Here is a 12497-nt window from a genome sequence, read left to right as displayed (position 1 = left end):
ATTATGCAACAGTATGAAAAGAACCATTTAGATTTTGTACTTAATAACGCAGCAGAGTGTGCTGTACTTCTTAAGTCAAACGGGGACTTTCCAATTGACAAACCGGGAAAGCTTGCAGCCTTTGGTGCAGGTATGCGTTACACAATCAAGGGCGGTACAGGTTCAGGTGAGGTAAATTCCAGATTTACCTACACTATCGAGGAAGGTCTTGAACAGGAAGGCTTTGAGATTACATCAAAAAGCTGGCTTAATCAGTATGATGAAGTTCGTGCAAAGGCCAAAAAGGATTTCTATAAGAGAGTTCGTAAGGAATTAAAGGGCAATTTCCTTGCAATTATGGGCAAGACCATGAGGGAACCTGAACATAATCTTACACTTAGTGGCGAAGGTGATGTTGCTATCTATGTACTTAGTCGTAATTCTGGCGAAGGCTCAGATAGAGAAGTGGTAGAAGGAGAGGTAAAGCTTAACAACTCTGAGATTCGAGATATTTTAGAGCTCAACAAGAGATATCAAAAGTTTATGCTTGTTCTTAATGTTGGCGGTGCTGTAGACCTTACACCAGTTATGGATGTTGATAACATTCTTCTTATTTCTCAGCTTGGTGTAAATATCGGAAGAGTTCTTGCTGATATTTTAGTAGGCAAGCAGAATCCATCAGGTAAGCTTACTACTACATGGGCAGCATGGGACCAGTACAGCAATGAGGGAACCTTCGGAGATTGGAACGAGACAAAATATAAAGAAGGTATTTATGTAGGATATCGTTACTTTGATACCTTTGGAAAGAAAGCTCTTTTCCCATTCGGCTTCGGTCTTTCTTATACTAATTTTGAAGTTGGCGAGACAAAAGTTCAGGCAAAGGCTTCAGAGATTATCGTAAATACGGTAGTAAAGAATACTGGCGTATGTGCTGGTAAGGAAGTAGTTCAGGTTTACTTATCAAAGCCTACTGGCAAGCTTGACCAGCCATATCAGGAGCTTGTTGCTTTTGCAAAGACTAATAATCTTGCAGCAGGTGAGGAGCAGGAGCTTCAGCTCACCTTTGATTTACAGGATGTTGCTTCTTATGATGAGGAGACAGCCAGCTACATTCTTGAAGTAGGCGATTATTTAGTTCGCGTAGGCAATAGTTCAGTAGCTACAAAGATTGCTGCTGTAGTATCACTTGATGCTACTGTTACATGTCTTAAGGCAAAGAACTGCCTTGGAGATCCAGGCTTTAAGGATATTAAGGCACCAGCAAGAAACGCTGAAGCTGTTCCAGCTGAGGCTGCCAGACTTCAGATTCTTGCGGCAGAGCTTCAGAGCCAGTCAGTAAGCTATGACAGTAAATACGATATCGCAGATCAGGCAAAGAAGATGACTGATGAGGAGCTTATCTACATGGGCATCGGTGCTTTCAATCCAGATGCTAAAATGTTTTCAGCAGTTGGAAATGCAGGCTCTCATGTGGCAGGTGCTGCAGGTGAAACTACATCTCAGGTGAAGGGAGTAAAGCCAATAATCATGGCTGATGGCCCTGCAGGTCTTCGTCTTTGCAGAACTTATTTTGAGGATGAAAATGGAGCTCACGACGCATCAGGAAAAGGCAGCATGCCTGAAAGCGTAACTGACGCTATGGGACCTGTTGTTAGATTCATTGCAAATCTTGTGGTTGGAAAGACAAAGGTGCCAAAGGATGCTGTAATTAAAGAGCAGTCATGCACAATGATTCCTATCGGTACAGCCATTGCCCAGAGCTTTAACTATGATTTGGCAAAGAAGTTTGGCGATATTGTTGGAACAGAAATGGAGATGTTTGGAGTTCATTTATGGCTTGCTCCAGCTCTTAACATTCATAGAAGTATACTATGCGGACGTAACTTTGAGTACTATTCAGAAGATCCATTTGTTTCAGGCATGATGGCGGCAGCTATTACAGAAGGTGTGCAGACCCACAAAGGCTGTGGTACCACAATTAAGCATTATGCTGCCAATAATGCAGAGACAAACAGATACAATAATGATAGTAAGGTTAGCGAGCGTGCCATGAGAGAAATCTATTTAAGAGGTTTCGGTCTTTGTGTTAGAAAGACTCAGCCAAAGGCTATCATGACAAGCTACAATCTATTAAATGGAATTCATACCGCTGAGCATAGAGGCTTAATAGAGGATATCTTGAGATGCGAGTATGGCTTTAAGGGTATCGTAATGACGGATTGGATTCTTGAAATGATGGCAGACAAAAACTCCATCAACAGAATTGCTCTTTCAAATGAAGTTGCTAAAGCAGGTGGCGATTTATTTATGCCAGGCTGCAAGGGAGACTTCAATAGGATGAAGGCCGCTCTTGAGGATGGCTCACTTTCAAGAGAGCAGCTTCAGATTAACGCAACTAGAGTACTTAGAATGATTGATACCTTAGTTGGCTAATCTATAATCTCTAGGAGACATGCCATAGGCTTCCTTGAATTTGCGGTAGAAGTAACTACTGTTATCGTACCCAATGTAGGTATAAATATCTTCAATGGTAAGAGTGGTGTGGCTGAGAAGATAGGCCGCCTGTTGAAGACGACGTGTCATCAATTGTTCTTTAAAATTTTTACCAGTGTGCTTTTTAAGCAGTCTACTTATGTAATAGGTAGGCTGCTTTGTTTGTTCAGCAATTGCTTCAAGGGTGCCATGCTTATAGTGAGCATCAATATATTTCAAAACAGTAAGTAAAAGGTTTTGTTCATACTGAGATGGTGTGCCTTGGTTGACCAAAGAAACATATACTGAAAGGGTCTGTAATAGTAGACCCATTGTGGTCTTATTTATATTATTGATAATTGTTTCTGAATCCTGTTTTAGCATAGTGAAAATCATATTTTCCATAAGATTTTGCACAGGAAGAATATCTGCAGTAGGAAAGTGCAGATAAGTAAGGAAGGATGATTCTGGAGACAGTGTGGAAATCAAAAAGTCTCTAAGTAAGTCTCCTTCTGGAATCATTTGTAATGCTTCATCAAAAAACTCAGGAAGCAGGATAAAGTTAATTGCAACATCACCCTCTGATGCTGGAAGAATTTCCTGAGTAGCATTTTGGTTCAAGAATAAAAGTTCACCGGCTTTTAGTGTGATTTCATCAGTTCCATTTAAAATATGATGAGTTTCCCCTGAAACCATATAAACGAATTCAACATAGTTATGGGTGTGCTTTGGAAAGTGCACAAAACGAGTATGAGGACGTATTTCTATGAGACGTCCTTTTTTTAATAGCTTCTCGCTGTCGATGACAAAACTGTTGCCGCTGGAGTACCTATTTTTGTCAATGACACCGCCCTTTAAAATTTCTTGTTCTTCCTCTGTCAGCTGTGATAGCTGCTGTAATAAACTCTTTTCCATAGGTAAATTATAGAATGAATTTAGCTGCAAATAAAGTCCTATTTTTGATTATTTTACGACCTTAAAAGTCAGCTTATCAGGATATATACTCATATCATAAACGAGGTGAAACTATGAGTAACTATTATTTGGCAGTAGACATTGGGGCCTCAAGTGGCCGTCATATGCTATTTACAATTGAAGACGGTAATATTCAGATGGAAGAAATCTACCGTTTCGAAAATGCCATGACAAATGTAGGGGGAAAGCTTCTTTGGGATACAAAAAAGCTTTTTAACGAAATCAAAAATGGCATGAAGGAATGCAAAAGACTTGGTAAGATTCCATGTTCAATGTCCATTGATACTTGGGGCGTTGATTACGTGCTCCTAGATGAAGAGGGACAGGTTCTTGGTGATACATACGGTTATCGTGATCACAGAACTGATGGAATGGATGAGGAAGTTTATAAAATCATTTCTGAAGAAGAATTGTATAAGCGAGTTGGAATTCAAAAAGCAATTTTCAACACAATATATCAATTGACAGCAGATAAGCTTCAAAGACCAGAGGTGTTAAAAGAAGCAAAGATTTTGCTTATGATTCCGGATTATCTAAATTTCCTTCTTACAGGTGTTAGAGCATCAGAGTATACCAACGCGACAACAACAGGTCTTGTTAATCCTCACACCAAGCAGTGGGATTATCAGTTAATAGAAATGCTTGGTCTTCCTAGAGAAATCTTCTTAGAGCTTAAGCTTCCTGGTAATGAAGTGGGTAATCTAAGAGATGAAATCAAAGAGGAAGTAGGCTTTGATTTAAAGGTGCTTCAGTGTGCCAGCCATGATACAGCTTCTGCTGTAATGGCAATGCCTCATTTAGGAGATGAAGGACTTTACATCAGCTCTGGCACCTGGTCGCTTATGGGGGTGGAAAATGCAGAAGCTCTTACCCGTGATTGCGACAGAAAGAGTAATTTCACAAATGAGGGTGGTTACGATTATAGATACAGATATTTGAAAAATATCATGGGTCTTTGGATGATTCAGCAGGTTCGCCATGAAGCAAACGATGCGCTTAGCTTTGCAGAATATGCGGACCTTGCAGCAAGAGCAAACAGCTTCCCATCTCTGGTGGATGCCAACGATGAGCGTTTCCTTTCGCCAAAGAACATGACAGAGGAAATCAAGCAGGCCTGCGCTGACACTAGACAACAGATTCCAACAACCTCAGGAGAGCTTGCTGCAGTTATCTACAAGAGTTTGGCAGCTTGCTACGGAAATACAATAAAAGAGATTAGCGCAAATACAGGCAAACAGTACGAGGTGCTTCATATTATCGGTGGAGGTTGTAAAAACAGATATTTAAATAAGCTTACAGCCGATGCCACAGGACTTACAGTCCTTGCAGGCCCATCAGAAGCAACAGCCATCGGAAATGCAATGGTGCAGATGATTGAAGATGGTGCGTTGGCAGATCTTTTGGCAGCTCGCGAGGCGGTACATAAGTCATTTGATATAGAGGTTTTTAATCCAAAAGGAGGAGAAAGATGTTAGTAAATACAAAAGCTAAGGTGGGAGTTTTTTCAATTGCTCTTGGAGCGTATCTTCCACAGTTCCCAAGCTTAGTTCCAGAGTTTAATAAACAGTTTGAGGATTTCAAAGCGTCAATCCCTGATACAGTTGAAATCATTGATGGTGGTGTGGTTACCACAAAGGAGCAGTCACAGGCTGCAGGAGATTTGTTCAGGGCAGCAGATGTTGATTTAGTATTCATGCAGCTTCTTACTTATGCTACATCTTACAACATGCTTCCAGCGGTAAAGGATTTAGATGTACCAGTTGTACTTGTAAATCTTCAGAAGCTTAAGGCTCTTGATTACGATACAGCAGGCACAGCAGAGTGGCTTGGTGAAGCATATGCATGTGGTGCTGTTGGTGAGATGGTAGCAGACTTAAATCGTTACGGAAAGCGCTCAGCTGTTATCACAGGTGTAGTAGAAGGCGGCGATGCAGCTGTTGCAAAGGAAATTGATCAGTGGTGCCGTGCAGCACAGTGTCGTAGAAGATTTAGAGAGACAAATCTTGCTCAGATTGGTCGACCATATCCTGGTATGATGGACCTCTACATCGATGAATCAAATCTTTACAGAAGAATGCACGTATATACAAAGCAGTTCGACTGGGAAAAGATTTGGGCTATTGCAGATGATATTACAGATGAGGCTGTTATCAAGGCTAAGGCTGAGGATATCTTAGATACTTTTGAAATCGTTGGCGGTGTTGATGAAGAGAAGCTTCATGAGATGGCTAAGTATGTAGTTGCATTTGAGCAGTGGGTTAAGGATGAAAAGCTTGGCTTTGTAGCATCTCACTATGATGGTTATGCAAAGGGGCAGGCTGGAGTTGTTGATAGTCTTCTTATCCCAGCATTCTCGATGTTAATAAAGCAAGGTACAGCTTGTGCTGTTGAAGGCGATATCAAGGTTGCCATGGCAATGAGCATCCTTAAGACAATCGCAGGTTCTGGCCAGCTTTCAGAAATGTACACGATCGATTTCAATGATGGAGTAACTCTCATAGGACACAGCGGTTCTGGTGATGCAGATTTCTCTCAGGCTAAGAAGCCTACTATGAAGATTGTAGATGTATTCCACGGCAAGACAGGTGGTGGATACCTTACACAGTTCTATCCACCAGAAGGAGATATTACATATCTTGCAATTACTCAGGATGGTGAAGGTCACTTCAAGTTTGTATGTGCTGAGGGTGTAAATGTACCAGGAAAGATTCTTCAGAATGGTGACACAATGATGCGTACAGAATTCGCAATTTCACCAGGTGAGTTCGTAACAAAGTGGAGCGAAGCAGGTCCTACGCATCACTTTGCAGCGGCAATCGGTCGTCACATCGATGTAATTGAAAAGGTAGCAAAGATTTTTGATGTACCAGTGGAAATCATCACAAGATAAGGAGATATAGAAATGAAGATAACAGAAGTAAAGTTTGTTGAAGGTTTTATTAGAATGGCAAATGATGGATGGGAGCAGGGCTGGCATGAGCGTAACGGCGGTAACCTCTCATATAGAATGAAGGATGAGGATGTTGCAGCTGTTAATGAATTCCTTTCAGAAGATGGCCAGTGGAAGGAAATCGGCACAGAGGTTCCAGGTCTTGCAAATGAGTACTTCATGGTAACAGGTAGTGGAAAGTATTTCCGCAACGTTATCATTGATCCAGAGGATTCTATCGGTATCATCAAGGTAGATGAGACTGGTACAAAGTATCAGATTCAGTGGGGCTTCGTAAATGGTGGAAGACCAACATCAGAGCTTCCTTCACACCTTATGAATCTTGAAGTAAAGAAGCGTGTTACAAATGGTAAGTACAGAGTTGTTTACCACGCTCACACTACAAATACAATCGCTCTTACATTTGTACTTCCTCTTAAGGACGAAGTATTTACAAGAGAGCTTTGGGAGATGGCTACAGAGTGTCCTGTAGTATTCCCTTCAGGTATTGGCGTTGTTGATTGGATGGTTCCAGGTGGAAAGGATATTGCAGTTGCAACCTCTAAGCTTATGGAACAATATGATGTAGCTATTTGGGCTCATCATGGTATGTTCGCTTCAGGTGAAGATTTTGATCTTACATTTGGTCTTATGCACACTGTAGAAAAGGCTGCAGAGATTCTTGTAAAGGTTCTTTCTATTACACCTAACAAGCTTCAGACAATTACACCAGATCAGTTTAGACACTTAGCAAATGATTTCAAAGTAGAGCTTCCAGAGAAGTTCCTCTATGAAAAATAATCCTAATCAAGGAAAAAACGAGATTGAAGCATATCACTTCAATCTCGTTTTCTTCATCGTAGCCTCCAGAGCGCAGAGGACTTCGAGCAATCGAGGTCCTTTTATTTATAGAAAAATATTGCTAAAACTGTCATAATTGAAAGCAAATGAAGAAGTGACATCAATTAGAGGAGGCAACCAGAATGAAAATCATGGTTAGTGCTTGCCTGCTAGGGCAGAATTGCAAATACAATGGTGGCAACAACTACAGTGAGAAGGTTGCTGAGTACATAAAAGGGCATGAGGTTGTTCCGGTTTGTCCTGAGGTAGCAGGAGGCTTGCCTACTCCCAGAATACCTTGTGAGATTGTGAATGGAGTTGTTACTAATAAAAATGGTGAAAACAAAGATAAGGAATTCAGAACAGGAGCTCAGATTAGTTTGAAGAAAGCACTTGATGAGAAAGTGGATTTGGTGATTCTTCAATCAAGAAGTCCTTCCTGCGGCGTGAAGCAAATTTATGATGGAAGTTTTACCGGAAAGCTCATTGATGGCCATGGAGTGTTTGCAGAGCTGCTGATTAAGAATGGGATTAAGGTGTTGGATGTGGAGGATGTTTAAGAGGAGAGGTAAATTAGCATGTACAAAATCGAAACATTCATACCAAAAGAATCACTGCAGGAACTTCGCCAGGCATTGCGTGAAGTGGATGCAGGTCATATAGGAGGTTCATCCTTATGAAGAGCCAGTGATTAATGCGATAAAGCTTAGTTAGTGATGGGAGAATTATTTTGAAAAAGGGAATAAGTGCATAATGACAGAAGAGATTTTTGACATCGTAGATGAAAAGGGGCAGCCTACAGGAGAGACAGTGACTAGATCGCAGGCTCACGCTGAAGGTGTTAGACACAGAACTGCTCATATATGGGTGGTTCGTGACAATGGAGACAAAACAGAGGTACTTTTGCAGAAGAGAGCTTTAAACAAGGACTCTTTTCCAGGCAGATATGATACTTCATCAGCTGGACATATCCAGGCGGGTGATGAGCCGTTGGAATCTGCAATTAGGGAGCTTTCTGAGGAGCTTGGTATTCAGGCTGATGCAGATGATTTGAATTTTGCAGGAACATTTCCTATTCAGTATGAGAAGGAATTTCACGGCAAGATGTTCAGGGACAATGAGATTGCATTTGTATATGTGTATGATGAAGATGTAGACATTGATAAACTTACTATCCAGAAGGAAGAACTGGATAGCGTGGAATGGTTTGACCTGGAGGAAGTGTATCAGGCTTGCCAGCCACCGAGGGATGAGAAGTTCTGCGTTCCTATGGGTGGGCTGGAGATAGTTCGTAAATATGTTAGTAATCAAGAGAATGTGGCCAAGCATATATCTGAGATGGAAGCGATTCCGAGTTCCACAGACCACTCGCTGACGCGAGCGTAGTATAAGCAAATCGAGTTGGTATTAGGTGATAAATTGCCTAACACATTGATTATCGCCTAAAATGTGATATAATTTAGGCGATAAGGAGAAAGATTATGCGAGAATTTAATTACAGTAAGTATAAAGACTACAAATGGGATAGTGAAATATTAGGTCTGGTCTCGGGTATCCATGAATACAGAGGAAAGCAGGAGTTATATTTGACTCAAAAACCAGCTGTTTTAGATAAGCTAGTCGAAGTTGCCAAAGTTCAAAGTACTGAGAGTTCAAATGCTATTGAGGGCATTTTTACTTCAAACGCAAGATTGAATCAATTGATGCAGTCAAAAACTACTCCAAAGAATTGTGATGAAGAGGAGATTGCTGGCTATCGCTATGTATTGGATATGATTCATGAAAGTTATGAGTATATTCCAATTTCTGCAAATTATATTCTCCAGCTGCATCAGAATCTTTATCGTTTTACAAATAGAAGTATAGGCGGACATTTTAAAAACAGTGATAATCATATAGTTGCTAGAGATAAAAATGGTGTTGAGTATGTAATATTTGAGCCGCTTAGTCCGTTAGAGACACCTATTGCTATTGATAGAATATGTGAGGAGTTTAATAGATTGTCAGTTACCGAAGAAGTAGACACATTATTATTAATACCTATATTTATTCACGATTTTTTATGTGTGCATCCTTTTAATGACGGCAATGGTCGAATGAGTAGATTGTTAACGACACTGTTACTTTATAGAGCTGGCTATGTTGTTGGTAGATATGTTTCTTTGGAAAAAAAGATAGCTGAATTAAAAGATTTATATTATGACTCGCTCAACATGAGTCAGAAGGGTTGGCATGAAGGAGAAGATGATCCGACTCCATTCATAAAGTATATACTAAAGACCATTATTGCTGCTTATAAAGATTTTGAGGAGCGAATTGAAATTATCGATATAAAGGAACCAGCCATTGAACAGGTAAGAGCTGCCGTTTATAAAAAAATAGGTAAGTTTACCAAGAGTGAAATAATGGAAATGTGCCCAAAGTTAGGACGTGCATCCGTGGAAAATTCGTTAACAGCACTTGTTAATGAGGAAGTACTTGAACGTCGAGGAAGTGGTAGGGGCACTTATTATGTAAGGAAAGATGCACTTGTTTGATAAGTGGGACTTATGGGCTTGGGAAATAGCTAAAAATCGGCCTTATAGCAGTATGAAAAATTATGCTGCTATAGGGCTATTTTTATATACAGAAATAAGATATAGTAGATAAAAATGATTTTGGGAGGAATGGATTTTGAAAAAGATAACTAATTTGATGTTAATTATACTGAATTTATGTGCTGTTTGCTTGGGATTAGTGGTTTGTTATTGGAATATAGGCTAAAGAGCATAGACAATCGGAGTTTTTCGAAATCTTTCTATAAGATATAAGACAAGAAATCATTGGAGCTGGAAAAATATGGATACTAAGCATATATCTGAGATGGAAAAGAGAGATGATAATTCGTATTTGGTTACAGGAAATAAAAAGCATTTTCCTATAGAGCCTTTTATTCTAACACCAAGAGAGTTTTTGGATATAATTAAATAACATGACAAAGAGTAGGACTTACAGATTAAAAATCTGTAGGTCCTTATTTTTTGAATAATTTTTGGATTTTACCTTGCACGATATAGCCTCACTGGAAAATTGGTAGCACCAATGCATTAACTATAAGAGAAGGAAGGGATAATAATGACTTATGGTAGTGCAAATTCGCACCAAAAACACATAACTTGACAAGAAACCAATCTATTCTGTGCAAATTTGCATTAATATGAACTTTCGGAAGCATCAACTTTGGTTGGTGCTTTCTTTTTTGAAAAGAAGTACAATACCCTTATACAAAACATAAGTAAGGGGGCACTAATGACAGAAAAGATTAAAGTGTTTAAGCACAACAGTATTTGCATTGATGTTGGAGACAGGGCGGTTTATGTAGATCCATTTGAGATGGATGAAACACCACGTGATGCTGCATTTATATTAGTTACCCATGACCATTATGATCACTTTTCGCCAGAAGCCATTGAAAAGGTCGCTAATAAGAATACAGTGTTAGTTGTTCCCGAAAAAATGAAAAGCAAGGCAGCGGAAGTTGCAGCAGTGGTGGGAAAGATTGAATATGTTAATCCTGGTGCAAGCTATGAAGTAGAAGGATTACAGTTTGAAACTGTTGCTGCGTATAATATTTTAAAACCATTTCATCCAAAGAGTGCTGGTTGGGTTGGTTATATCGTTTCTGTAGACGGAAAACGTATTTACGTAGCGGGAGATACTGATGCTACTAAAGAGGCTAAAGCTGTAAAGTGCGATATTGCCCTAGTGCCAGTTGGCGGAACTTATACTATGGATGCAAAGAAGGCAGCTGAACTAATCAATACAATTGCACCAGAAGTGGCTATTCCTGTCCATTATGGTCTGATAACTGGAACTTCTAAGAATGCGGGAGAAGAGTTTTCTAGGTTAGTAAAGTCGCCTGTAAAGGTTGAAGTAAGGATATAGTAGAGGGGAAAATAAGTTAGAAAGAAGGAATTAGCTTGAAGTATATAGTAAAAAGAATCCAGGAAGCAGACTATGGCTGCGAGGAGCGCCCAGAGAGATACCAGTTTCAGGTGTTGCTCCGATTACGTGACGAGACAGGACAGGAGATTGATATGGAAGTGGCAGATGCAGAGCTGCTGGCCAAGGATATCAATGAAGGCGACTGGATATTCTTTGATAAGGATAATAAGATTTTTAAGGTAGAGTAGTTTATCTATGGGGAGGCGATGGTATGTGGCTTTTATTTGCGATATTGTCATCAATATTTGCAGCATTGACATCAATCTTAGCGAAGGTTGGCATTGAAGGTGTCAATTCTAATCTTGCAACGGCTATACGAACAGCTGTGGTTCTGATAATGGCATGGGGGATGGTTTTCCTGACGAATGCTCAAAGGGGACTTAGTGAGATAAGCACAAAGAGCTGGATATTTTTGATTTTATCGGGGCTTGCTACTGGCGCATCGTGGCTTTGTTATTATAAAGCACTGCAGATGGGAGAAGCTTCAAAGGTTGTTCCAATAGATAAGCTGAGTGTAGTGATTACACTTGTATTGGCATTCATATTCCTTCATGAGCAGGTCACACCTAAGTCTATTGTTGGGTGCGTTCTCATTGGAGCAGGAACACTGTTTTTAGTAATGTAAAGGCTGAGAAGAGGATGCATGCCATAGGTAAGGATGGAGAATATTGTTTAGAGGTAGCTTATAGATTATAGATGAGATTTATAACTAGCAATAGAAATCTTTTATTTCCTGCTAATAGCATTGCTTCGCTATAATTGAATTTAACATGGAGGTATAGCGATGATTAATGAGAAGGTAAAAGCATTCCTAGATGAGAAGTCTCTGGGGGGACAGGCTCACAGAGCATACAGAGACTATTGATACGGTGGAGCATGCTGCTCAGCAGATTGGTTGTAGCGAGCCAGAGATTGCGAAGACATTGTCATTTGTAGTGGATGAAAAGCCTGTTGTGGTTGTTATGGCTGGCGATGGGAAGGTAAACAGTTCTAAGTTTAAAACGTATTTTCATACCAAGCCTCATATGATTCCACGTGATCAGGTGCAGGAGATTACAGGCTTTCAGCCTGGTGGAGTTTGTCCTTTTGCTGTGCCTGAGGATATTCCAATCTGGCTGGATGTTTCTATGAAGCGATTCGAATATGTTCATCCTGCAGGAGGCAACGAGTATACATCCGTAAAGATTACTCCAGCAGAGCTTGAGAAAGCATCTGGAGCTGAAGGATGGGTAGATATTTGTAAAGGCTGGGAAGAAGATGTATAGGATTTGCCAGGTTTGAACCTATGAAGTGAAAAATTTTTATTGGGTCATGA

General features: G+C 40.1%; 13 protein-coding genes. 12 read left to right on the top strand and 1 reads right to left on the bottom strand.

The genetic code is table 11. The features are described 5' to 3' along the window. Positions 1–3: 3 nt before the first annotated feature. Positions 4–2415: a glycoside hydrolase family 3 N-terminal domain-containing protein gene (locus BLP54_RS05900; RefSeq protein ID WP_090167726.1), complete on the top strand. Its 2412-nt coding sequence runs from the start codon at positions 4–6 to the stop codon at positions 2413–2415. On the opposite strand, the gene BLP54_RS05895 is transcribed toward BLP54_RS05900, so the two are convergent. After that, complete coding sequence (locus BLP54_RS05895) at positions 2404–3369, bottom strand: AraC family transcriptional regulator (protein ID WP_028246695.1); 966 nt, start codon at positions 3367–3369, stop codon at positions 2404–2406. The two genes, BLP54_RS05900 and BLP54_RS05895, sit on opposite strands and share 12 nt — an antisense overlap. Before the next feature lie 113 nt (positions 3370–3482). Between BLP54_RS05895 and rhaB the strand changes: the two genes are divergently transcribed. From rhaB to BLP54_RS05835, 11 genes are all read left to right on the top strand, one after another. After that, positions 3483–4904 (top strand): rhamnulokinase, encoded by a 1422-nt coding sequence (gene rhaB / locus BLP54_RS05890; protein WP_090167724.1) that lies wholly within the window; start codon positions 3483–3485, stop codon positions 4902–4904. After that, positions 4898–6319, top strand: a complete 1422-nt coding sequence (locus BLP54_RS05885; protein ID WP_090167722.1) for an arabinose isomerase — start codon at positions 4898–4900, stop codon at positions 6317–6319. The genes rhaB and BLP54_RS05885 overlap by 7 nt, the downstream gene beginning before the upstream one ends. A gap of 12 nt (positions 6320–6331) precedes the next feature. Beyond that, the gene (gene rhaD, locus BLP54_RS05880; RefSeq protein WP_090167720.1) at positions 6332–7159 is read left to right on the top strand and encodes a rhamnulose-1-phosphate aldolase; all 828 of its coding nucleotides are present in this window, start codon (positions 6332–6334) and stop codon (positions 7157–7159) included. Positions 7160–7341: 182 nt separating this feature from the next. Then, complete coding sequence (locus BLP54_RS05875; RefSeq protein WP_090167718.1) at positions 7342–7758, top strand: 2-thiouracil desulfurase family protein; 417 nt, start codon at positions 7342–7344, stop codon at positions 7756–7758. A 193-nt stretch (positions 7759–7951) separates the two neighbouring features. Further along, positions 7952–8584: an NUDIX hydrolase gene (locus tag BLP54_RS05865; RefSeq protein WP_242870638.1), complete on the top strand. Its 633-nt coding sequence runs from the start codon at positions 7952–7954 to the stop codon at positions 8582–8584. Positions 8585–8679: 95 nt separating this feature from the next. Further along, on the top strand, positions 8680–9735 hold the full coding sequence (locus BLP54_RS05860) for a Fic family protein (RefSeq protein ID WP_090167716.1): 1056 nt from the start codon (positions 8680–8682) through the stop codon (positions 9733–9735). A gap of 301 nt (positions 9736–10036) precedes the next feature. Beyond that, on the top strand, positions 10037–10168 hold the full coding sequence (locus tag BLP54_RS16220; RefSeq protein ID WP_255405326.1) for a hypothetical protein: 132 nt from the start codon (positions 10037–10039) through the stop codon (positions 10166–10168). A 318-nt stretch (positions 10169–10486) separates the two neighbouring features. Further along, positions 10487–11122, top strand: coding sequence for an MBL fold metallo-hydrolase (locus BLP54_RS05850; RefSeq protein ID WP_090167714.1), 636 nt, complete (start codon positions 10487–10489; stop codon positions 11120–11122). A gap of 35 nt (positions 11123–11157) precedes the next feature. Next, positions 11158–11370, top strand: coding sequence for a hypothetical protein (locus BLP54_RS05845; protein ID WP_090167712.1), 213 nt, complete (start codon positions 11158–11160; stop codon positions 11368–11370). 23 nt (positions 11371–11393) lie between these two features. Further along, complete coding sequence (locus BLP54_RS05840) at positions 11394–11807, top strand: EamA family transporter (protein WP_090167710.1); 414 nt, start codon at positions 11394–11396, stop codon at positions 11805–11807. Positions 11808–11997: 190 nt separating this feature from the next. Next, entirely contained in the window at positions 11998–12447 is a 450-nt protein-coding gene (locus BLP54_RS05835) for a YbaK/EbsC family protein (protein ID WP_242870637.1), read from the top strand. Positions 12448–12497 lie beyond the last annotated feature (50 nt).

The organism is Pseudobutyrivibrio sp. 49 (assembly GCF_900100545.1).
Lineage (GTDB): Bacteria > Bacillota > Clostridia > Lachnospirales > Lachnospiraceae > Pseudobutyrivibrio.
The sequence above is the reverse complement of the archived record's forward strand: the minus strand, read 5'-3'. Positions and strand labels throughout refer to the sequence as shown.